Consider the following 22300-nt stretch of genomic DNA (forward strand, 5'->3'; position numbering starts at 1 on the left):
GCGAAAGCCTTTTCTCACAGCATTTATCTGCGAGGGGTAACCTGCAGTGCTGCGAACGGAACAGCAAAGGACACGGGCTACATCTCCCCTCATGTAGCCCGTGAATTTCTTTTCTGTGCAGGAAAAGCGAAATCAGTCTGACCGTCAGGACGCCCGTTTCATGACAACATAGCGGGCGTGAATTCTTTGTTGCTCCGAACGGTGGTCATCACGGGTGTGGTGATCGGCGTCCTGAATATCGTATTTGCAGGGCTGGAATACGGATTTGATGGCCTGCCCCTGTGGTTTTATCTCTCTCAGCTCCTGCTGATTCCAGCCATGTTTATTCCCATGCGGCTGTTCGCACAGGCCGCCGTCACGCCCGAATTTTTGCGCCGCGCCTCGCTGTACGCGCTGGGTTGGGCGGTGCCTTACGCCATCTACAAATTTGCTGCCGACGCTCTGAACCCCGCCTTCAGCCCCGCCTTTTCACTCGTGAGCTATCTGGGCACGGTGGCCCTGTTCGCGCTGATTTTTTCGGCCATCCGGCGACCCAAATAATCCTCTTGGAGAAACCATGAGACTTGCCATTCTATCGGATGTCCACGGCAACGGGTTTGCGCTGCGGGCCGTGCTGGACGATCTGCGGGCCGCCAGCCCGGACGCGCTGTACAACCTGGGCGATACGGTCTGGGGAGCTTCTGACCCGGCCACTGCCTGGGCTTTGCAGGCCGAATTTGCGCCGCCCACCGTGCGCGGCAACACCGATGAGCGCATGGCCGGAATGCGGGCAGGTAAGGAAACCATGCGCGGCTGGGTGGCCTCGCAACTGCCCGCAGACGTGGCCGCACAACTGGGCCAACTCCCGACTTTTGTGGATGTCGCGGGCGGTGAGGTGCGCCTCGCCCACGGCAGCCCGCGTGACCCGTGGGAAGCCCTGATGCTGTCGGGCGAAGAGGAACGGCCCGCCACACCCGACGAGATGCGCGAACGGCTGGCCGGGTTTGCCGGGGCCGTGTGCGTGGTGGGCCATACTCACCGCGAGATGGTGAGTGTTCAGGACGGCCTGAGCCTGGTGAATGCTGGCCCGGTCAGCCGCCAGAAGGACGGCCTTCCGCTGGCCCGCTGGCTCCTGCTGACCCGGCAGAATGGGCACTGGAACATAGAATTTCGGCGCACCCCCTATGACGTGCAGGCGGCGGCAGCGTGGGCCAGAGCCAATGCCCCCGCCGAGATGGGAGAGGATGAGGCGGCGTGGTTGCTGGCCGGGCAGGAACCTTGACCCGAAACACAGAAACTGAGCAACGCCCGCTGCGCGTCTTGTTCGTCTGTGCCCAGAACAAGCTCAGAAGCCCCACCGCCGAAGCGGTATTCCGCAAGGGCTACGGCTGGGAAGTGGCCTCAGCAGGCACCAACCGCGACGCCGAAACGCCCGTCTCGCGTGATCTGCTGGAGTGGGCCGATGTGGCGGTCTGTATGGAAAAGCGTCACCGCGACATCCTGCGCCAGAAGTTCCGGGGCGCACTGCCCGATGACCGAATCCTCACGCTGGGCATTCCCGACGACTATGACTTTATGGACGCCGATCTGGTGGCACTGCTGGAACGGCTGGTGCCGGGGCGGTTGGCAGGCACGCGGCCAAGAACAGCAGGTTCCCGAAAGGGATAGGAAGAGGAACCGAGCCAGAATCCCTGGCCCCGAACAGATAATTCAGGCTCCCCAACCTCCAGAAGATTGGTGTGACTGCGGTTCTTACTTGGGCTGAACCGTGGAGCGGCGAATATTGAGTTCTGCGCCGCCCTTGGTGGTCAGCGTCAAGCTGTCGGTCACACGCACTGCCTTGAGGGTCTGCCCGGAGAGAGCATTGATCAGTGCCGTTTCCTGCTGGCCCACAGCCACCGAGCAGGCCACGCGGGTGCTGATCAGCACGCCGAAGGTGATCTGATCGCCCTTCAGGGTGGCGGGGCCATTGATGTAGTTGCAGCCCACTTTTCCCGCCACGGTCAGGCTGCTGCCCGTTCCAGCAAACTTGAGCGTCGGCACGTAGCCGCTGACTGGCACGGCGTCTGGGAGTGTCCAGCCCACGATTTTCCAGTTGCCTAGGATGTCCACAGGACCAGAGGGCTGAGCTTGCACCAGCGCAGAGCTTCCAGCGACGAGCATGAGGGCGGCCAGCAGCAAGGGCTTCATCCTATCTGTTCTACTGAATCTCGACTGACTGAATGTGAGATTTTACACAACAGAGCTGAAGAAATGACCGGGTAGTAAGACATCACTCAACGGCCAAAAGTCAGCGTCGTCTCGTCTGTCTTGAGGATCAGGGTCTCCCCCTGCACCGTCAGGGTGGGGCGATTGTCGAGAACAGACCGAAGCGGCGAGTTTGTTTCTTCTGCACAGGCCATCATGGTACTGATCAGCGGAGAAGTCAGCACCAACTGGTTACCTTCCATCCGGTAGGAGCCGCCGTAGGAGTTGCAACCGTCGCTGCCTCCGATCCGGCCTCCATCCAGCATGAGGGTCATGGGTTTGGAAGTTTTGGGAGCCGCTTGACCATTCACCTGTTTGAGTGTGTATGGCGCGGCAGCCACAGAAGATTGAGCTGTACCTGTTGCCACGCCCGCCGTGCGCGACAGCGTGACAGTTCCGGCGGAACCGGTCAGGACCAGCGTGGATCCAGTGAATTGAGCTTTCAGTGTTCCCGACAACGCCTTCAGCAGCGCGGCTTCCTGTGCCATGCGTGGGGCATCACACAGCATCCGGGTGGTTGCCAGCGGCCCGAACGTGACCGCCGTTCCTGTCGTCGTGACCCGGCCCATGGCGCGGTTACATCCTGCTGTGCCGCTGAGCGCAAATCCGGTCGCGTCGGGCGCAAAGCTGAACGATGCCTGTGCAGGCAAGACCATTTCCTGTCCAGCAACCACCAACCGCGTCACGAACCAGTTGCCTTTTAGCGTGCTCATGCTTTGCCCCTTTCCATCCGAGGGAAGGCCCGGCAGCGTCGCCACCCTGCCCGAGGTAAAAACGAGTCGATCTGCTTTGCCCGAAAAGAGCGTCAGCGTATCCCCCTGCACGGTAAAGCGTGAGACTCCGCGCATCAGATTCACAAAGCGTTCCTCCAGGCCGTCGATCCTGTCAGGGCAGGCGAGGCGGGTAGTGGCGAGTGAGGTGAAGCGCAGAATATCGCCCCGTGTAGCAAAGTTGGCGCGGTAGGTGTTACAGGAGGTACTGCCCGACGCCGCCGTACCGTCCAGCCGCAATGTGGGGCGCGGTGCCGCCTGTCCGGGCACCACGAGCTTGCCCTGTTCGGTCAGCCCGGTCAGTGTCCAGTTGGTGCCCACGAGGGGCACGGCTGAGGCAGGGGCAGCCAGAGCAAGAGTTAGGGCGGCGGCAGTCAGAGCAAAGAGGGAACGCATATGACCAGTTGTACCCTCTGGGCCTGACGGGGACGTGAATGAAGGCTGATCGGCACACACAAAGGGAACAGCGTCCGCTCTGCTGTCCCCAAAGTTTCAATAAATCAGTGCCAGAAATGTTGGCCCGACTTGAGCTGTGTGCTTAGCTCCGTGGCCCCATTTCGAAGACAGCCTGCCAGGGCTTGTACACGGTGCTGACCTTATCGCTGCGAATGCCCGCTGCATCCTTGATGGTGCGGCTGATGTAGAGATTGAAGCCGTCGGCAGCCCAATCGACCTGCTGCACCGCGCCGGGGCGCAGATTGGGATTGGTCACGTACTTCGCGGCGGGGTGGGGCGTGCGGGCCGTAATCACGGCGGGGTTGATGGTGACGGTACGCGCAGGCTTGATGCCCCAGACCTGCACTTCCAACATGGACTGGTCGTTGTGATTGATGGTCTTGATGAGCAGCGGGCCGCCCGTATCGTTTTTCATTTTCAGGTCGAGGCCAGGATCGTACACAGCGGCCTCGAAGCCCACCTGCGGCTCGTAGTAGCCCACCCGGTAGGAGTGCTGGTTACGCTCGACGACAGGTAATCCGGCCTGATAGAGCGCCCGGAAGGTGGTCGTACTGACCTGACACACGCCCCCGCCGAGGCCGTCCACGGTACGGCCCCCACTGATGATCAACCCGCCCACGAAGCCGTTGCTGGCGCTGATGCTGCCCAGAGAATTCAGGAAACTGAAATCTTCTCCGGCGGGCACCACAGTGCCGTTGATTTTGGCGGCGGCATTGGCGACGTTGGTGCGCCGGGCGGCACTGGAATGGTAATAGGTGCTGCGGCCAGTGGTGATCAGTTCCAGCTTGGCGGCGTCGGGAAGCTGCGCGAGCGTGAGGGTGGGCAGGCTGACCTTGCCAGGAAGCACCACGTTCTTGACGGCGGCGTCGGTGATGGCTTTGCGGAAGGCGGCCAGCGCCAGTTTGGGATCGGCCACCTTGCCCGCCTGCTCCTTCACACGCACCAACTTGCTGCCCTGTAGGGCATAGCGGGCATTCTGGGCAGGCTGATTCACCAGCCCGGTCAGACGTTTGAAGGCCGAATTGATGGTGGCGTCATCCAGCACGATGCCCGTTTCGCGCACCCAGTACAGGTTGGCGACTTGCAGACCTGTCAGGCCCGCCTTGCGCGTGGTGCCCTGAAGTTGCACGCTCAGAGGACGAATCAGGGCGTTGCCTGTGGTCACGTAAGCCTGCAACTGCTCGGCGGTGTACTTGGCCTTCCACTGGGTGACCGGCACGCTGAGGCTGGTCAGGGTCGGATCGGCCACAAATGCAGTAACAGCAGCATTCACGTCGGCCTTGCGTCCCGGCGTGTCGGTGGTCACAGTGTATTTTTTGGTGGCTTTGTCGAACAAAACCGTGGCGTTTTTGGGCTGGGTATTCAGGCTGGTGGTCAGGGCACTCAGGCCCGCCTTGGCCTGGGCCGCATCTACACCCGCAATCAGCGGAAAATCCTGGGCCGGAGCCTGTCCCAGCGCAGCCTGCACCCGCTGCACGACGCCGCGCTCCTGTGTGGCACGCTCGGCAGCGACAATACTGGCTTTGGCATCAGCCCGCCAGCCCAGGGTGTCGGCCCCCACCGTCCAGCTCTGACCGCCCGCCGTCACCGTCACCTGCGGCGCAGTGCCCGCCCGAGTCCCCAGGGCTTCCAGGGCCTGCTCGGAGGTCATTCCTCCTACATCCACACCTGCAACCCGCAATCCTGCTGCAAGCGTCCCGTTGTTTTGTGTCGCCACGCCCATAGCCAGCGCTCCGCCCAATAGCGCCGCTGCCGAAACTCCAATCACCCAGACCTTCATCGCCTCCCATTGTAAGGAAGTTCACGAGGAAAAGAATGATAAATCTGCACAGTGTGAAAGCCCAGTGATAGGCAAAAAGGCGCACTCAGACGCGTCAGAAAGCTATCAGATTGACGAAAAAAACATAGATGTACACTGATTCAGTGAATGAAACCACATCAGAAACCGCTGTGCTGACCCTGTCCATACTGACCGGACAATTCGTGGTAGTGCAGCTTCCGGCGGCGGCCTCCTTACCGACCTGGGCAGCTTCGGGAACTTTGTGGGCAGTGGTGGGCGCACCCGACGAAGTAAGTGTGGTGACCGCCGAGGAAAATGTGCCCTCGCCCCTACCGGACGGCTTCAAGCTGGAAGGCGGCTGGGCTGCGCTGCGCCTGCATGGCCCCTTTCCCTTCCATCTGACCGGCATTCTCGCGGCGGTACTGAATCCACTGAAAGCCGCAGGCATAGGGATTTTTGCTCTGTCTACCTTCGACACTGACTACGTGCTGGTCAAGGCCGAGCAGGTGGCACAGGCGCAGACGGCTCTGGAGGCGGCAGGCCACATCTTCAAAGACTGATGGCACAGGACTGACCACGAGACGGCCTCACCTGACCCTGCCCTGACCTGCGGCTCAAAGTCGGCTGACACACCCAGCGCAGGCTTGGGCATGACTCATTTTGCGCCCCGGCCTTCTGCTATGCCGCCCCACCCTTCCTCCAAACGGGTGCTGCTCTCCGACGCTGCCGACGCCTTTTTGCATGTGGCCCCGCTGCACAGTCTGGAAGACCGGGCACGGCGGGGGGCGTTACTGGCCGCCTTCGAGTGTTTTCTGGGCACGGGCCTGGGCGAAAACGTGCCTCTGCTGGCCTATACCCACCTGACGAGTGAGGCATGGCTGCGAACCCTGCCGGAACCCGAACGCGCCGAAGCCGCCCTGCTACTGTCGGATTTCCGGGCCTACCTGCGCGATTGGGGTTGGCTGGACAGCGCCCGCCCGGTGAATCTGCCGGACTGAGTTGGAAGAAAAAGGAAGCCCCCGCCTGTGCACAGGCGGGGGCTGTATCTCGGCGGGGGCGGTGTTGGGAAGGCTGCACTTCCCGCGCTGAAGTCGCTGGGGCCTAACGCGCCTTCAGATCCGTCCAGATTCGGTCATAGAGGCGGGTGGTATTGCCGGCCTGAAGTTCGTTGATAAATTCCACCTTGCCACTTTTCAGGTCATCCTGCGAGGGATTGAACGCCTTCTGAGAGCGCAGGAACGGGTCGAGCAGGGGCGCGGCGGCAGTGTTGGGATTGCCGTAATAGGTGTAGTTGCTGATGGCCGCGCTGACTTCGCCTTCCAGCACAAAGTTGACGAATTTGCGGGCCAGCGCGGGGTTGGGACTGCCGCGGAGCAGCACCAGCGTATCGGTGCTGATGGTGGTGCCCTCGCTGGGCAGGTACACCTTCAGGTTGGGGTCTTCGGCTGCGCCTTGCAGCAGGTCTCCCACGTAGATCTGACCCAGATCCAGCGTTCCAGCCAGCAGTTTGTTCCGTACCTCGGGGCCGCCGCTGAACGACTCAAAACCGCGCTTGGATACTGTGCGGCGCAGCAGATCGCGGGCTTCCCGGAGCTGGGCCACATCGCTGGAATTGACCGAATAGCCCAGATATTTCAGGGCCGCGCCGATGACCTCGCGGGGGTCATCCAGCAAGGAAAAGCGCACGGTGTCGGTGTCGCCAAAAATCAGCTTCCAGCTTTCGGAGGACGGCGTAAAGCGCCCCGAGTTGTAGGCCAGCCCCGTGGCGGCGTACTGATAGGGCACGGTGTACACGTTGCTAGGGTCGAAATTGGGGTTCAGGAAACCCGCGCCGATGTTGCCGAAATTGGAGAGTTTCTGGGCTTCCAGCGGTTGCAGCAGCTTGGCCCGCACCATGACCTGAATAAAGTAGTTGCTGGGCGTAGCGAGGTCGTAGCTGGCCCCGCCGCCCTGCAATTTGGCGAGCATATATTCGTTGCTCTCGAAGGTATCCAGAATCACGCGGGCGTTCTCTCGCTTCTCAAACTGCTTAACCACCTCTGGATCGATGTAGTCCGACCACATGATGATCCGCAGCACCCGCCCGCCGTTGCGCTCCACGGGTGCGGGCGTGGTGGCTCCCTGCCCCTCGGCAGCGGTGTCCGAGGTTTCTATGCGGTGGCAGGCGCTCAGGCCCAGCAGCGCCAGCATCAGCAAGCGTTTCACGCTTCTCCTCCCCGGCCTGCACGCGGGCGCATGATGGCATTGGCCGCGATAATGGCAATCACTGTAAACAGCACCAGCAGCGTACTGAGCGCGTTGATGTCAGGGGTCACGCCCTTTTTGACGCTGGTGTAGATCAGCACGGGCAGGGTACGAAAGCCCGACCCACTGGTGAAATACGTAACCACGAAATCATCGAGGCTGAGCGTGAAGGCCAGCAGCGCCCCCGCCAACACCCCCGGCAGCGCCAGCGGCAAAATCACGCGCAGGAAGGACTGCACCGAACTTGCGCCCAGATCGCGGGCGGCTTCCTCCAGAGATCGGTCATAGCCCGCCAGCCGCGAACGCACGGTCAGGGCCACATAGCTGATCTGGAACGTGACGTGGGCGAACATGACCGTCCAGAAACCGTTCTCGAACGTCCAGCCCGTGAGTTCCAGACCGCCGCGTACCAACGAATAGAACATCAGCAGCGATACGCCCATGACCACATCAGGAATGACGATGGGCGTGACCAGCAGGAACGTGAGCGGCAGCCGGAAGCGCGACGAATAGCGCCACAGCCCCAGCCCCACCAGCGTGCCCAACACGGTACTGATCAGCGTGCTGGACAGGGCCACCAGCAGCGTATTGGTCACTGCCTCGCGCACATCTTCGCGGGCCAGCAAGACCCCGTACCACTTGGTCGTAAAGCCCGCCCAGGTCGCGCCGAATTTGGAGTCATTGAAGGAAAAAATAATCAGGACGAGAATAGGCAGATACAGGAAGCCGTACACGAGCCAGGCCCACGCAGACAGGGCGGGGTGGGTGCGGCGGGTCATATCAGTTCCTCCAGACCCTTTTGCCCCGCCGCCCGCGCATACAGCCACAGGCCCACCAATACCGCTCCCATCAATAGAAAACTGAGGGCCGAGCCGTAGGGCCAGTCTCCGGCCTGCCCGAACTGGTTCTGCACGAGGTTGCCGATCAGGGCCGTTTTTGCGCCGCCCAGAATATCGCTGACCACGAAGGTGCCGAGGGCCGGAATAAAGGTGAGCAAGATTCCCGCGATCAGTCCGGGCAGAGTCTGGGGAAAGACGGCGGCCATGAACGCCTTCGCGGGCGGTGCGCCGAGGTCCTGAGCCGCTTCCAGCAAGCGCCAATCCACCTTTTCCACGCTGGAATACACGGGCAGCACGAAGAAGGGCAAGAAGGCATAGACCATGCCCAGAAAGGTGGCCGTGAGGCTGGGCACCAGATCGAAGGGGCGCAGAATCAGAATCCACGCGTACACCCGGATCAGGAAGTTGGTCCAGAACGGAATAATCAGCAGCAGCAGCAAAAAGCTCTTGCGCCGCGCGGGTTGGCGGGCAATGTAGAAGGCCAGCGGGTAGCCCATCAGCACACACAGCAGCGTGGAAAATCCGGCGATCAGGACGCTGCGGCCCAATACGCGCAGGTTATCGGGCACCCATTCGCGGAACAGGGCGTCGTAGCCGAACACGCGGCCCCAGCTTTCCAGCGTCAGCGGGCCACCCACCTGTGCCAGATCGGTACGGGTCAGCAGCGAGTAGCCGAACATGATCGCCACGGGAACGATCAGGAAGACGGCCAGCCACAGCACGCCGGGACCAAGGGTGGCAAAAAAGCGCCTGAGCGTCAGCATGGGGGGAAACCGGGAGTGGGAAGTGGGAAGTGGTCAGTGGAAAAGGCGGGGCCAGCGACAGAAGCTCCAGTCAAACCCGCCCCCCTCACCCTTCCTCCAAGATTACGAGGCTGGCGGGCGGCAGATACAGCGCCACTTCTTCCTCATAGTCGAAATCTTCGTCGGCCCCGATATCCGAATTCAGTTGGAAGGCCACCAGGCGCTGACCGTTGGCCTCCAGCAGATACTGATTTTCGGCCCCGGTGTACACGATGTCGTCCACGCGGGCGCGAACCTCGTTGCCTTCGGTTTCATCGTCTCGCTCCATCCGCAGTTTTTCGGGGCGAATAGAGAGCATGACCTCGCGGCCCACGTTCAGGTCTGCGCCGTACACGGTTCTGAGGGGGCCGTGATCGGTCATGACCACCGCGCCGCCGGGGCCGACTTCCTGCACCTTGCCGGGAATCAGATTGCTCTGGCCCAGAAAGTTGGCGACGAAGGCCGTGCGGGGGCGCTCGTAGAGGTCTTCGGCCTTGCCGAGCTGCTCCACGCGGCCCCGGTTCATCACGGCAATCCGGTCACTCATGACCAGCGCTTCTTCCTGATCGTGCGTGACAAACACGAAGGTCATGCCTAATGTTTCTTGCAGGTTGGAGAGTTCCACCTGCAATTCCTTGCGGAGCTTCAGATCGAGGGCCGAGAGGGGTTCGTCGAGCAGCAGGACTTCCGGCTCATTGACAATGGCGCGGGCCAGGGCCACCCGCTGCCGCTGCCCACCCGACAGGTTATCGGGCTTGCGCGTGCCGAAATCTCCGATCCGCACGGTTTCCATCGCCCGCCCCACCCGGTCACGCAGGGCCGCGCCGCCGATGCCTTTTTGCCGCAGCCCAAACGCCACATTGTCAAACACGCTGAGGTGTGGAAACAGCGCATAACTCTGAAACACGGTATTCACGGGGCGGAGGTTGGGCGGCACACCCGTCATGTCGCGCCCACCGATCAGGACTGCGCCCGCGTCAGGTTGCTCGAAGCCTGCCAGAATTCGCAAGAGGGTTGTTTTGCCGCAGCCACTCGGCCCCAGCAAACTGAAAAATTCACCCTTGCGAATATCGAGGTCGATGTCGTCCAGTACGCGTGTTTCGCCGCCCTGCGCGTTGCGGAAGCTCTTGAACACATCCACGACACTGACCGCCGCGTCTGCCGAGAGTTCGCGGGTACGGCGTCCCTTGAAGGTGGGCGCGGTTATGGGCGTACCCTCACGGCGGGGGGGCGAGTCTGCCGAAGCATCTGCGGAGAAACCTGCATAGAAATACGTCCCATACGCAGCGAATTGTAAGGCTTGGGGGGCAGGGAATGGTCAGGGGGCTGGGCAATCCAACCCCCCGTTGCTGGCGCAACGCCCCCCCTTAAGGGGAGGACAAGGGCACTTTTGCGCTCCCCTTCAGAAGCAGACTGGGGGGTTCACCCACAATCGTCAACGCCAAATCCTCTCCCACCGCCCACGCCTACAGCGTCAGAATCTCATGCCCTTTGGCCGTCACCACCAATGTATGCTCGAATTGGGCACTGGGCGATTTATCGGCGGTGATGACGGTCCAGCCGTCGGGCAGCAGGCGGGTTTCGGGGCGGCCCAGATTGATCATGGGTTCGATGGTGAAAACCATGCCGGGTTGCAGTTTCAGGCCCGTATAACGTGCGCCGTGATGGTAGATGGTGGGTTCTTCGTGCAGGCGCTTGCCGATGCCGTGCCCGGTGTATTCACGCACCACGCCGTAGCCCCGGCCTTCCGCAAGAGTCTGGATGGCGTGGCCGATATCGCCTGTGCGGGCATTGGGGCGCACCACGTCCAGGCCAGCGGCGAGGGCTTCGCGGGTAGTATCGACCAGGCCCTGCACCTCGGCGCTCACGTTGCCCACCGTGTAGGTGTAGCAGGCGTCACCGTACACGCCGTTCATCAGCACGCCGATATCCACACCGATGATGTCGCCTTCTTCCAACACGCGCCCGTCGGGAATGCCGTGACAGATGACCTCATTGACGCTGGCACAGATGGTGCCCGGAAAGGGATTGTTTTTGGGGCCGTAGCCGAGGTAGGCAGGCACCGCGCCGCCCTTGCGGATGTGTTCTTCGGCAATCCGGTCCAGTTCGGCCAACGTGACACCGGGTTTAACAAAGGGATCAAGAACCCGGAACGTATCGGCCACCAGCGCCCCCGCACGGCGCATGGCTTCGATTTCACGGGCAGATTTAAGGGCCACTCGACTCATAACAAATGAGGGTAGCACGCCTGCAAACGCGCCTTGGGAACGGGCACCACAGGAGGGCCACAGCCCCGGCAGGCGCTAGGCTCTGGGCATGAAAGTCGTGATCAGTGTGGACATGGAAGGCGTATGCGGCATTGCCAGTTGGGTGCAGGTCAGCCCCCCGGAATTTGGCGGGTTGGTCAACGCTGGCGAATACCAGACAGCCCGCGAACGGATGACGCGGGAAGCAGTGGCCGCCGCCGAGGGCGCGTTTGCGGGCGGAGCCACCGAAGTCCTGATCAACGACAGCCACGACACGATGCGAAATCTTCTGCCCGAACTGCTGCCTGACCTGCCGGGCCTGAGATTCACGAGCGGCAACGATAAACCCCTGAGCATGGTGCAGGGCGTGCAGGAACCAGGTACGGGCGCACTGCTGTTCGTGGGCTATCACGCCCGCGCAGGCAGTCCACGCGGCCCGCTGGCACACACCTGGAACGGCTTTATCCGGGATGTCAGAATCAATGGCCTTTCTACAGGTGAATACGGCCTGAATGCGCTGCTGGCCGGACAATACGGCGTGCCTGTAGTCTTTGCTGCCGGAGACGACATCGCCATTGCCGAGATTCAGGCGGAACTGGGAGAGCAGGTGGTGGGCGTGGCCGTCAAAGAAGGACTGAGCACCTTTGCCGCCGTGCATCTGCACCCCGCCGAGGCCCAGCGACGCATCCGGGCCGGAGCAGAAGCGGGCGTGCGGGCGGCAGCTCAGGCGACGCCATACACCACGCGCTGGCCCGCGCAGGTGCAACTGAGTTTTGATCATCAGGCCCGCGCTGACCAGTGCGAGCGGGTGCCCGGCGTGATGCGGGTGGATGCCGTCACGGTAGCCTGGCAAAGCCCGGACGCCTATCACCTGTTTCAGACCTTCCGGCTGCTGGCGAAGGTGGCCGAAGTGCGGCTGAACGGCTAAATAGGTCGCATTTATCTTTTAGATAAATCGAGTGAAGCGAGCACCGAAAAAAGTGCGTTGCACTGGGAATGAAGCGGTTTTGGTGCTGTTCTGGAAACGCGCAATGTTAAGTGCAACGTACTTAAGTAGCTCCCTGATCCCCTTTGAGGTATCCGAGCAGAGCGAGAAAGGACAGAAGTACGTCCTGGCGAGAGTGGAGGGATGGAGCGCCGTTTGCAAAATCCCGAAACGGCAGCCAGGACGTACTCAGACGCAGGGCTGGAAAGACCCACCCGCACACCCACCAATCGGCTCTCATGCCGCCCGCTTAAGCTGTGCTTCATGCGCCGTTTCCTGCTTCCCCTCCTGACCTTATCTGCCCTGTCTGCTCCGGCCAGCGCCGCCAGCCTGTGGGCCGGAGCCAATGCCACCACCGCCGGATACGGTGTTCATGCGGGCATAGCGTTGCTGCGCGTGCCCTTTATCGGCACCCTGGGCGTGGAGGGCAGCGCCGAGCAGCAGTGGAGCAGCAGCCCAAGCCGCTACGCAGCGGGCCTGACCCTGCGCGACGTAAATTTGCCTCTGACGCGGGTGGACGCCTTCGGCACGGTGGGCGGCGAACTTCTGAGCACCAACAGTACGGTGGTGGGCTACGCGGAAGCAGGTCTGCGCGGGCCTCTGCTGGGGCCAGCAGGATGGCGGGCCTTCGTACGCGGTAACACTGGCGGGCAAATCGGGGCTGGGGTAGGGCTGGAACTGCGGTTCTGAGCTTTCCCTGCGGGTCATAGGGACTCCGCTTCATTCCGCCACAACCTTGAAGCACCGCTTGGGCTTCCATCGTCGTGAACGGACGCCCATGTCTGGTACAGCTCCGCAGGAGAGGACGCCACTCCTCCATAACGCGTAGCCCGTACTCTTTCCTCCTCGCTCTGCTTCGCACTCGTAGAGCTGCTCCGCAGAGCTTTGCAAGTCCGATGAAACACCGTGCTTTTCGGTGTTTCATCGGAATCCGTATCAATCCCAGCCGTTGAACAGGGCCGCCCCGCGTGAAGTCGGTTTCCAGTAGCGCAGGCTGTAGGCTTCCCAGCTCCCGCCAGACCGCGAAGCCGCCAGACGTTTGCGCTCGGCAGCGGTAAACGGCGCAGCCAGCCAATCGGGTTCAGGCAGGATTAACCGGCCGCCCGAACTCAACGCCTCGGCCAAAGGGCCAAGAGCCTGATAGTGGCGTGTGTCGGTTAGCGGCTCCTCATCCCCCGGCAACACGACAGCGGTCACGCTCTCCCGGTGCAACGTGACGCCCAACGGAGCGCCGTACTGATCTTGCCAATGCCTGACCCAAAAGCTCTGATAGAGCATTGGTGGCACGGATCTAGACTGCCAGCCCCAGCGCCGCGCCAACTGGTTCAGGTATCCTTCCACCCCATCAGGCAGGAGGCAGGACGGGCCATACCGTTCTTTTACCAGCAGGTCAAGCACGCTGTCTGGGTCGATATTGAGAGCGAACCGACCCTGCCCCATCTCCCCTATTCCAGCACACCCTGCAAGCGCTCTATTTCGGCCTGCCATGCTTCGGCATCGGCGCTGTCTTCCCACAGATCGGGCAGTTCGCTGTCTGGGCCGACAATCCGTTCCAGGGCGTCCCGTGCGATGTCCTGCAGGGAAACCAACTCGGATTGATCTGCATTCTGTACCCAGGAGCGCAGGCCTGCGTCGGTTATTCCCGCTGTTTCGCCGCCCAGCACGGCGGCCAGGACTGCGGCGGCAGCATAGGCACGGTGGCCTTCCTCGGCAGCCAGGAACACCGTATCGGGGTCCAGGGCCACCTCGAAGGCTTCGGCCAGGGCAAATTCGCCGTCCTGCACAACTTCCTGCACGAAAGCCGCGCCTGCATCGTTTTCAAAAGGACCAGTTCCCCAGACGTTCATAGGGTCTATATTGCCAGCTTTTGGGAAAGATCTAGACGAGAGTGAGATAAAATTCACATTTCTAGCAGACGCTTAAATGACCAGATGTTAGTTTGTTCGGGTGAAATCTCTCCTGAAACCCCTCGGCCTGCTCCTGCTCTTGCCGTCCAGCGTCGCGCTCGCCGCCACGGGCAGCGAAGAAAACACCATGTTCAATGCGTATATGGACGCCAAAAAAGGCGATCAGTACATGGATCGTTCCCTGATCAACTTTGCCCAGGAACAGTACACCAGTTGCGCCAATGCCCTCGAACCTCTCCTCAAAGCCAATCCAGCGCTCGGCAGCGAGCAGGTGCCGAACTCAAATCCTGTCCGCACTGCAAAGTATGTCTCCGACTACTGCGCGTCTCAGGTCAAAAAGATCGGATCTTCGAGCAGCCCCGAAGCCCAAGCGGTGCAGGCCAGTATTTCTAGCGCGTACAGCAAGGCGAGGGCAGTTGCCCTCAGTGACGCCCACAACGACGCAGCCCGCGCCAAGTTGCTGACAGACTGTGTGAATACGGTTCGCAGCGGTCTGAAGAGTTTTCCCTCTCTGGCCGACGTGATGATTACTCAGGGTGATGACTTTACCAACGCGGAAGTGGGCGAAGACTGTGCAGCACGGCTGGTGGTGGCACAAAAAGTGCTGGCCAAGGCCAACGCCGCTGCGCTGACCGAACTGGGCAAACTCAAATCGACCTATGAGGGCCACCTCAAGACCTTTGCACAGGCTGCTGCCCGTCCGAACAAAACTGATTTAGATGTGCTGCTGAAGTACCGTGATTTGAAGTCTGCTGCTTACTGGTTGGCCGACGTAGCAACGAAGGTCAAGGACACGGCCTCTGACTCCACCTTGCCGGGGACAACCAAGCTGGGCAGCACCAATGTCAAAGCCCTCGTAGACGCAACAGAGACCAGCAGAGCCAAAGCCGAAGCCGCCGTCAAGGCCATCAAGCCTGCCGCCGACCGGGTTTTCGACAAACAATATGCTCAAGTGTTGGCGACGATGCCCAAAGTGGCTGGCGGAGACCGCCTCAATGTCTTCAAGGGTCACGGCATTCCCAGTGATTGGAAGGGCGGCCCCGTGTTCACCAAATACGGAATCTACAGCGCTGACGGCGTGGCTCTGGCAAAGGATATCGCTACCGCGACCCAATGGTTTTACGGCGCAGACAGTTCGGGCTGCACCTATATCTATTCTTTCAACAAGAACATCGTGGTCAGAGTAGAAAAGCCCCTCGGCTGCTAAGCCCACTGGTCAGGATGAAGCTGGCGGACGTTGCTCCCGCTGGCTTCATCTCGTCTTGTATCAGGATTCAACCTGATTCTGTTGGAGGGGCCGAAAAGTGTTGATGTGGCTGAGCGGCTGAGGTGAAACTGGCAAGAACACTTTGAGGCAACGGCTTAGGCTTAAATCGCCCGGTTTACACGGCCCAGTCGTAGGCGCTCACATCCAGCGGAGAGCACGTCAACAGGCCGTCGAAACCCTGCTTTCTGACCCAAGCCTCGCCCAGTTCCAGAGTTGAAAACACGGCGGCGGGTTGCCTTGCGTGAGCACCCAGAAAAACCCACACACCTGGCAACTCCTCCTCGCTCATACCTCTGCCGTTTGCCGCCCATACCGCTGCTCCACGTACTTTTCCATGAGTTCCTGAAAATCTTCGGCAATGCGGGGGCCGCGCAGGGTGGTCAGCAATTTGCCGTCCTGATAGACCGGGGCGCGGGGGTCCTCTCCGGTTCCGGGCAGCGAGATCCCGATATTGGCGTGCTTGCTCTCGCCGGGGCCGTTGACGATGCAGCCCATGACCGCCACCTGCATGTCTTCTACACCCGGATATTTGGCCTTCCAGTCGGGCATGGTGTCGCGGATATAGTCCTGAATCTTCTGGGCCAGCTCCTGAAAAAAGCTGGATGTGGTGCGCCCGCAACCGGGGCAACTCGTCACCTGCGGCAAAAACTGGCGAATGCCGAGGCTTTGCAGAATTTGCTGGGCCACTTCTACTTCCAACTTGCGGCTGGCCCCCGGCTCGGGCGTCAGGCTCACGCGGATGGTATCGCCAATGCCCTCCGTGAGCAGAGGCGCGAGGGCTACACTGCTTGCCACGATGCCTTTCATGCCCATGCCCGCTTCGGTCAGGCCGAGGTGCAGCGGGTAATCGCACAGGCCCGCCAACTGGCGGTAGACCTGCCACAGTTCGGGGGCACTGCTCACTTTCACCGAGATCAGGATTTTATCGTGTGGCAGGCCCAGTTCTTCAGCGTACTGGGCACTTTCCAGCGCAGAGACGACCATCGCATCGATCATCACGTCGGTGGCGGTTTTGGGACTGCCCGCCGCCGCGTTCTGATCCATCAGGCGGGCCAACACCTGCTGATCCAGGCTCCCCCAGTTCACGCCGATTCGCACGGGTTTGCCGAATTCCTTGGCGACTTCGATCATGGTGGCAAAGTTGGCGTCGTGGTGCTGGCCCGCGCCCACGTTGCCGGGGTTGATGCGGTATTTGGCGAGCAGCCGCGCCGTTTCGGGAAACTCGCGCAGCAGGATGTGGCCGTTGTAATGAAAGTCCCCGACGATAGGCACGCTGATGCCGACCTCTGCCAGCCGCGCCACGATCTCGGGAATGGCGGCGGCGGCCTCGCGGGTGTTCACGGTCACGCGCACGAGTTCGGACCCCGCCCGCACCAGCTGAGCAATCTGAATGGCGGTGCCTTCGGCGTCGGCGGTGTCGGTGTTGGTCATGGACTGCACCACCACCGGATGCTGACTGCCCACGGGAACATTGCCCACCCAGGCGGTGACGGTTTGGCGGCGTGCAGGACTCATGCGTACAGTTTACGCGGGCCGGGGCGGGAAGAAAGGGACAGAACAGGAAGTGGGTGGTGGTCAGTGGGAAAAGCGAAAGACAAAAGCAGAAACGGCGCTGAAGCTCCCGCGCCGTTTCCACTGACCACTCACCGTTTTTCTCACTGCACTGGAACCTTAATCACCCCATCCATAATCAGCTTCTGGATTTTTGTCAGGTCTTTTTCCATCTGGGGAGTAATCAGGGAGCGGTTGGTCTTGTCGATAGACAGTTCTATGCCGTCGTTTTGCAGGGCGAAACCGCGCTCGCCGGGTCGCCACGGCCTGCCCGCCGTGATATCGCTCAGGATCGCGTACACGGCATTGTCGGCCCGCTTGATCACGCTGGTCAGGGTGTGATTGAGGGTGGAGGCGTCTACATCGGTATCGCCGTAGCGGTTCATGTTGCTTTCGGTGCCGATGGCGAACACCGGGCGGGTATCACCTTTGCAGGTGCCTTTGTAATCGCTGCTGCGGGAGATGCTCTTGAACACGTCACTCTTGAAAGTCACGCCTTTGGGCAGGGTTTTGACATTCAGACATTCGACGGTGGTGGCCGCAGTGACCACACCCCGGCTACTGCTTCCGGCGGCAGCCAGCACGATGTCTGCACCTTTGGCGAACAGGCCTTTGGTCAGGGTGGTGGCCCCAAACATGTCGTTGGGCTTGGTGACGTTGGCAGTCAGCACGGTGCATTTGCCGCACACGAATTTCACGCCTGCGATAAAGCCTGCACGGTATTTGATGGTCACGGGATCGTTGCCCGCCCCCACCACTGCGACGATCTGGGTGCTGGTCACTTTGCCTGCCAACGCGCCTGCCAGAAATCCGCCTTCATGCTCGCGGAAGCGCAGACCCGCCGTGTTCAGGCCACTGGGCAGGCTGTCTACGCCGATGAATTTGACATTCGGAAACTCTTTGGCCGCTTTGGTCAGTGCGCCGACGCTGACGCCGCCCACAGCAATAACCACCGTGTTGGCTTTGGCCGCGTCCCGAATCTGGGCCAGAGCGTCGTCCGGGCCAGTCACAGCGTTGGAAGCGAATGGAATACCACTGTCCCGTACCACCCGGTCAAGGCCGTCACTGGCGCTCTGGTTGATGGCATTGTCGGCCCGCCCAGCAGGATCGAACAGGAGCATGACGCTGGGGACGGCGGGGGCAGAAACCGCGAGGCTGCTACACAGAAATAGGGAATACATCAGAACAGCATGGCGGCGAGAAGGCAAGGTCTTCATACGCTCCTTTCTCTGGCGCGTATGAGCCGACCCGAACGGTCAAAGCGTCACAGACGACAGAAGTGAGGGATTTGGATTGTGAAGCGAAAACTTGACCTTGAGCCTAGCCGACACACTCGTTCGCCCGTCTTACTGCACTTACTGGGTGGGCACCTTAATGACCCCGTCCGTAATTAACTGCTCGACTTTTTTCAGGCTGGTTTCCAGGCTCGCCGGAATCAGGGCGCGGTTATAGGTATCGATCGCCACACTGACCCCACCGTTGCTGAGGCCGAAAGAACGGTCGCCGCCGCGCCAGGGCCGGTCTTCGGCATATTCCTTGACGATGGTGTAAACGGCATTGTCTACCCGCTTCACCATGCTGGTCAGCCCGTGGTTCAGGGTGGCGGCCTGCTTGTCGAAGTCTCCGAGCGCGTTCTGGTTGGTATCCACGCCAATAAAAAACAGCGGGCGTGAGGCAGTCGTGCACAGTTTTTTGTATGCGGCGCTCTTGGCAACGCCTGCAAACAGGTCGCTCTTGAATTTCACGCCTGCGGGGAGGCTACTGGCCTTCAGGCAGGGCTGCGCCTTGATGAAATTCACCACGCCCTGACCGCTCGCTCCCGCTGCCGGAAAGATGATATCCACGCCCTGTTTGGTCATGCTGGCGGCCAGAACGGCGGCGGCTTTGGGATCGTTGAACCCAGCGCTGGTCTTGGCGACGAACGCGCTCACGACGCGGCAATTGGGGCAGGCGAATTTCACGCCCGCCGCGAATCCGGCCCGGAATTTCTGGATCACGGGCACGTCCACGCCGCCCACGAAGCCCACGATGCCTGTACTGCTCTGCTTGCCTGCCAGGTAGCCCACCAGAAAGCTGCCTTCCTGCTCGCGGAAGCGCAGGCCCACGGCGTTTTTGCCTTTGGGCAGGTCGTCTACCACCGCAAAGCGGTTGCCGCCGAAAGTCGCCGCCGAGGTGGTGATGGCGTCGTTGTTGGCGTAGCCCACCCCGATCACCAGACCCGCTCCGCTCTGCACGAGCGGCGTGACCCCTTTGCCGATCTCGGCAGATTTTTTGGGCTGGGCCGTCTTGATGGTCAGGCCGAGTTCCTTGGCGGCCTTCTGCGCTCCCTCGTAGGCTGCCTGGTTGAATCCGCCGTCCTTGATGCCGCCCACGTCGAATGCCAGGCCGATGGTGTTGGCAGGCGCGGCCTGAGCCATGCCCAACGCCAGCGAGACGGCACACACAGAGAAACGGCGGAAAGAAGCCGAAGCAACTAAGGAGGAAGCCGTCATCAAACGGGGAGTGGCAGTGCGTTTCATCGACCCCATGCTGCCGCGCCCAGCTCCGGCTACACGTATATTTTCTCGCTTATAACAGGCATACTCGTGAAAAAATCAGCAAATCACCCGCTGGGGGTAGTACCTGACAGAGCGGCACGTAAGCAGCGACCTCCGCAGATACCGACCCCTTGACCACACTCCATCTTTCGCGCACACTGAATCCATACAGTTCACAGGCAACGCTTGCCGTCTGGCACGACCTTCCTCTGCACACCGCAGGCGGGCCGTGCCAGACGTCTTTTTTGTGTTTTTCCTTTCCCCCGGAGGCTTTCTATGACTCTCAGTCCCGCTTTTTCTTCCCTTCTGAGCGCCCAACACGACCACACACCCGCTTACACCTCCCGGTTGGGGGCGGCGCGGGGGGGCAGTGTGACCGTACGCATGAGAACCACCCTGCCCGTGACGGCGGTGCGCCTGCGCGTGGTGCAGGTGGGCGAAATCGAGAGTTTTGGGGCGCGGGAAGTGACCGGGGTGGCGGGCGAGGGCCGCTGGTTCGAGGCCGAATTGCCGCTCCACAGTGACCGCGTACGCTACGCCTGGACGCTGGATCTGCCCGGAGATCACCTGAACCTGACCGCGCTGGGCCTGCACCACACCCGCCGGGGCTTTCGCAACTGGTTTCAGTATCTGGCGGGCCACCGCGCCCCCGAATGGGCCTGGCGCAGCGTGTTCTATCAGATCTTCCCAGACCGCTTTCGCAACGGCGACCCCGCCAACGACGTGCAGACGGGCGAATACATCTATGAGGGCCGCCCGGTGGAGCATGTGGAATGGAACACCCCGGTAGACGCCCACGGCGATATTCACGCCCACTACGGCGGCGACCTGAACGGCGTGACTCAGGCCCTCCCCTACCTCACCGATCTCGGCATCAACGCGCTGTGGCTCACGCCCATTTTCGTCTCGCCCAGCAACCACCGCTACGACATCACCGATTACCGCCGGGTAGACCCTCACCTGGGCGGCGACGCGGCGTGGGACGAACTGGCCGGGGCCGCCGAAGCCGCAGGTATCAAGCTGGTGCTGGACGGCGTGTTCAACCATATGGGCAACGAAAACGCGCTGTTTCAGGCGGCGCTGCAAGATGAGGCGGCCCCCGAACGCGGCCTGTTCACCTGGCGCGACGAACCCGGCAAGCCGCCTTACCACGCCTTTTTCGATGTGCCCACCCTGCCCAAGATCGATTACCGCAACGAACTGGCGGTGCAGGAATTTCTGAGCGGTGAAGAAAGTGTGGTGCGCCACTGGCTGCGGCGCGGCGCGGCGGGCTGGCGTTTGGACGTGGCCCACATGATCGGCACGGGCGGCACCGACGAAGACAACTTGCCCCTTCACCGCGCCCTGAAATCGGCGGCACGGCAGGAAAAGGCCGACGCGTTTATTTTCGGAGAACGCTTTTTTGATCCCGAACACGCGCTGGACGGGCAAGGCGAAGACAGCACCATGAACTATCACGGCTTTGGGCTGCCCGTGATGCAGTGGCTGAGCGGGGCCACCTATTTTTCGGAACCCAGCCTGCTGGCAGGGCCAGAAGTGGCCGAAATCCTGTGGGACGCCTACCACGCGCTGCCGCCGCAGGTGGGCCTGAGCATGGTGAACCTGCTGGAATCGCACGACATCGGGCGGGCCATGTACCGGGTCGGCAATGATCGCAGGCTGTTTCTGGCGGCCTTTACGCTGCTGATGGGCTATGCGGGCGTACCCTGCACCTATTACGGCAGTGAGGTGGGCGTGACCCAGAGCCGCGCCGGAAATATGCCGTGGTGCCGCGAGCCGATGCCGTGGGATGAGGCCGACTGGGACACCGAGTTACGCGCCAGAGTGAAAGCCCTGATCGGAGTACGCCGCGCCACACATGCCCTTCAGGAAGGCAACCTGCGGTTCCTGCACGCCGAGGCCGACGCCCTGGCCTATCTGCGCGAATATACCCACGCGGATGGCCGCACCGAACGCGCCGCCATAGTTGCCAGCCGCCGCACCGAAGCCCACTCGGTCACGCTGACGCTGCCCGCCGGAGAGTGGCGCGACGCCTTGACGGGCGAGGCCATACAGGGCGGCGAAGTGACGCTGGAAGCCGTGGGCGGGCGGCTCCTCCTTCAGGGCTGAGGCTCAGGCCGAATTGTGATCTGGCTGGCCGCCGTCTGCATCTCTGGCGTAGCGCTCAGGGAGGCCAGCCACCTCGCCGCTTCCCCCGGCGAACGCAACCGAATCACGCCCAGTTGCGGAAACTGCGCGATCCGCTGCGGCGTTTCCCGTCTGCGTTTCCAGTGGGTGCGGAAAAACCACGGCAAGACGCTCTCCCGCGAGAATTGCCCGCGCAGGCTTTCGCGGTTGCCGTTCCAGAGTTCCTGCTGCGTGACCACCCGCCGCACGGTGCGCCGCAGCAATCTCCAGAACACCAACGGGGCCGGATAATCCAGCCACACCAGCGTATCGGCCCGCGACCAGCCGATGTCCTGCGCCTTGCTGTAATTGCCGTCCATGACCCAGGCACTCTGGGCCGTAAACGCGGTGACCTGCGCCCGAAATTGCTCTGTGGGCGCAGGCTGCCAGCCGGGTTGATGGTTCCATGCATCCTGCTCGCCGTGTGGCAGGCCCAGACGCCCGGCAATAGCCCGCGCCAAGGTGGTTTTGCCGCTGCCCGTTGTTCCGATCACCAAAATGCGCTGCACGGGCACAGAAAAGCATGGGGAGCAGGCTGGGCGCA

General features: G+C 61.6%; 24 protein-coding genes. 9 read left to right on the forward strand and 15 right to left on the reverse strand.

Annotation, left to right across the window (positions count from 1 at the left end; translation table 11 throughout):
- Positions 1-177 precede the first annotated feature (177 nt).
- Genes F561_RS0101585 through F561_RS0101595 form a run of 3 tightly spaced genes read left to right on the forward strand, consistent with a single transcriptional unit; the run spans position 178 to position 1647 of the window.
- Positions 178-540 (forward strand): hypothetical protein, encoded by a 363-nt coding sequence (locus F561_RS0101585; protein ID WP_019008180.1) that lies wholly within the window; start codon positions 178-180, stop codon positions 538-540.
- A 16-nt stretch (positions 541-556) separates the two neighbouring features.
- On the forward strand, positions 557-1261 hold the full coding sequence (locus tag F561_RS0101590; protein WP_019008181.1) for a metallophosphoesterase family protein: 705 nt from the start codon (positions 557-559) through the stop codon (positions 1259-1261).
- A complete protein-coding gene (locus F561_RS0101595) occupies positions 1258-1647 on the forward strand; it encodes a low molecular weight protein tyrosine phosphatase family protein (RefSeq protein ID WP_019008182.1) in 390 nt (129 codons plus the stop codon). The genes F561_RS0101590 and F561_RS0101595 overlap by 4 nt, the downstream gene beginning before the upstream one ends.
- Positions 1648-1731: 84 nt before the next feature.
- Here F561_RS0101595 and F561_RS0101600 read toward each other — a convergent pair whose 3' ends face one another.
- The 3 genes from F561_RS0101600 to F561_RS0101610 form a co-directional block, all read right to left on the reverse strand.
- A complete protein-coding gene (locus tag F561_RS0101600) occupies positions 1732-2169 on the reverse strand; it encodes an META domain-containing protein (RefSeq protein WP_019008183.1) in 438 nt (145 codons plus the stop codon).
- A gap of 86 nt (positions 2170-2255) precedes the next feature.
- Positions 2256-3392 carry an META domain-containing protein gene (locus F561_RS0101605; RefSeq protein WP_019008184.1) on the reverse strand — a complete coding sequence of 379 codons (1137 nt, stop codon included), beginning with the start codon at positions 3390-3392 and terminating at the stop codon, positions 2256-2258.
- 142 nt (positions 3393-3534) lie between these two features.
- Complete coding sequence (locus tag F561_RS0101610; protein ID WP_026298514.1) at positions 3535-5232, reverse strand: VanW family protein; 1698 nt, start codon at positions 5230-5232, stop codon at positions 3535-3537.
- A gap of 143 nt (positions 5233-5375) precedes the next feature.
- Here F561_RS0101610 and F561_RS0101615 point away from each other — a divergent pair, with 143 nt between their 5' ends.
- Together F561_RS0101615 and F561_RS0101620 are read left to right on the forward strand one after the other, a co-directional pair.
- Complete coding sequence (locus F561_RS0101615; protein WP_026298515.1) at positions 5376-5792, forward strand: ACT domain-containing protein; 417 nt, start codon at positions 5376-5378, stop codon at positions 5790-5792.
- 90 nt (positions 5793-5882) lie between these two features.
- Positions 5883-6230: a hypothetical protein gene (locus F561_RS0101620; protein ID WP_019008187.1), complete on the forward strand. Its 348-nt coding sequence runs from the start codon at positions 5883-5885 to the stop codon at positions 6228-6230.
- 103 nt (positions 6231-6333) lie between these two features.
- Here the strand turns inward: F561_RS0101620 and F561_RS0101625 are convergent, their stop codons facing one another.
- From F561_RS0101625 to map, 5 genes are all read right to left on the reverse strand, one after another.
- Positions 6334-7437, reverse strand: coding sequence for a polyamine ABC transporter substrate-binding protein (locus F561_RS0101625; protein WP_019008188.1), 1104 nt, complete (start codon positions 7435-7437; stop codon positions 6334-6336).
- A complete protein-coding gene (locus F561_RS0101630) occupies positions 7434-8255 on the reverse strand; it encodes an ABC transporter permease (protein ID WP_019008189.1) in 822 nt (273 codons plus the stop codon). The genes F561_RS0101625 and F561_RS0101630 overlap by 4 nt, the downstream gene beginning before the upstream one ends.
- Entirely contained in the window at positions 8252-9079 is an 828-nt protein-coding gene (locus F561_RS0101635; protein ID WP_019008190.1) for an ABC transporter permease, read from the reverse strand. Before F561_RS0101635 ends, F561_RS0101630 begins: the two co-directional genes overlap by 4 nt.
- Positions 9080-9164: 85 nt before the next feature.
- Complete coding sequence (locus F561_RS24515) at positions 9165-10238, reverse strand: ABC transporter ATP-binding protein (RefSeq protein WP_169389477.1); 1074 nt, start codon at positions 10236-10238, stop codon at positions 9165-9167.
- A gap of 325 nt (positions 10239-10563) precedes the next feature.
- Positions 10564-11325: a type I methionyl aminopeptidase gene (gene map, locus F561_RS0101650; protein WP_026298516.1), complete on the reverse strand. Its 762-nt coding sequence runs from the start codon at positions 11323-11325 to the stop codon at positions 10564-10566.
- Between the two features lie 88 nt (positions 11326-11413).
- Between map and F561_RS0101655 the strand changes: the two genes are divergently transcribed.
- Positions 11414-12271 (forward strand): M55 family metallopeptidase, encoded by an 858-nt coding sequence (locus tag F561_RS0101655; protein WP_019008194.1) that lies wholly within the window; start codon positions 11414-11416, stop codon positions 12269-12271.
- A gap of 321 nt (positions 12272-12592) precedes the next feature.
- On the forward strand, positions 12593-13018 hold the full coding sequence (locus F561_RS0101660) for a hypothetical protein (protein ID WP_019008195.1): 426 nt from the start codon (positions 12593-12595) through the stop codon (positions 13016-13018).
- A 246-nt stretch (positions 13019-13264) separates the two neighbouring features.
- Here the strand turns inward: F561_RS0101660 and F561_RS0101665 are convergent, their stop codons facing one another.
- Both F561_RS0101665 and F561_RS0101670 read right to left on the reverse strand, forming a co-directional pair.
- Positions 13265-13768 carry a hypothetical protein gene (locus tag F561_RS0101665; protein WP_019008196.1) on the reverse strand — a complete coding sequence of 168 codons (504 nt, stop codon included), beginning with the start codon at positions 13766-13768 and terminating at the stop codon, positions 13265-13267.
- 5 nt (positions 13769-13773) lie between these two features.
- Entirely contained in the window at positions 13774-14175 is a 402-nt protein-coding gene (locus F561_RS0101670; protein ID WP_019008197.1) for a DUF4259 domain-containing protein, read from the reverse strand.
- A gap of 100 nt (positions 14176-14275) precedes the next feature.
- Here F561_RS0101670 and F561_RS0101675 point away from each other — a divergent pair, with 100 nt between their 5' ends.
- Complete coding sequence (locus F561_RS0101675) at positions 14276-15442, forward strand: hypothetical protein (protein WP_019008198.1); 1167 nt, start codon at positions 14276-14278, stop codon at positions 15440-15442.
- A gap of 175 nt (positions 15443-15617) precedes the next feature.
- Here the strand turns inward: F561_RS0101675 and F561_RS29425 are convergent, their stop codons facing one another.
- The 4 genes from F561_RS29425 to F561_RS0101695 all read right to left on the reverse strand — a co-directional run bounded on the left by F561_RS29425 (position 15618) and on the right by F561_RS0101695 (position 19470).
- Complete coding sequence (locus F561_RS29425; protein WP_169389478.1) at positions 15618-15767, reverse strand: DUF7710 domain-containing protein; 150 nt, start codon at positions 15765-15767, stop codon at positions 15618-15620.
- A gap of 20 nt (positions 15768-15787) precedes the next feature.
- On the reverse strand, positions 15788-17017 hold the full coding sequence (ispG, locus tag F561_RS0101685) for a flavodoxin-dependent (E)-4-hydroxy-3-methylbut-2-enyl-diphosphate synthase (RefSeq protein ID WP_019008200.1): 1230 nt from the start codon (positions 17015-17017) through the stop codon (positions 15788-15790).
- Positions 17018-17157: 140 nt separating this feature from the next.
- Positions 17158-18270, reverse strand: coding sequence for a BMP family lipoprotein (locus F561_RS0101690; RefSeq protein ID WP_026298517.1), 1113 nt, complete (start codon positions 18268-18270; stop codon positions 17158-17160).
- Positions 18271-18408: 138 nt separating this feature from the next.
- A complete protein-coding gene (locus F561_RS0101695; protein WP_019008202.1) occupies positions 18409-19470 on the reverse strand; it encodes a BMP family lipoprotein in 1062 nt (353 codons plus the stop codon).
- A 396-nt stretch (positions 19471-19866) separates the two neighbouring features.
- On the opposite strand from F561_RS0101695, the gene F561_RS0101700 reads away from it, so the two are divergent.
- Positions 19867-21699 carry an alpha-amylase family glycosyl hydrolase gene (locus tag F561_RS0101700; RefSeq protein ID WP_051096791.1) on the forward strand — a complete coding sequence of 611 codons (1833 nt, stop codon included), beginning with the start codon at positions 19867-19869 and terminating at the stop codon, positions 21697-21699.
- On the opposite strand, the gene F561_RS0101705 is transcribed toward F561_RS0101700, so the two are convergent.
- Positions 21690-22265, reverse strand: coding sequence for a P-loop NTPase family protein (locus F561_RS0101705; protein ID WP_051096801.1), 576 nt, complete (start codon positions 22263-22265; stop codon positions 21690-21692). The two genes, F561_RS0101700 and F561_RS0101705, sit on opposite strands and share 10 nt — an antisense overlap.
- Positions 22266-22300 lie beyond the last annotated feature (35 nt).

The sequence above is a fragment of the Deinococcus aquatilis DSM 23025 genome, from assembly GCF_000378445.1.
Lineage (GTDB): Bacteria > Deinococcota > Deinococci > Deinococcales > Deinococcaceae > Deinococcus > Deinococcus aquatilis.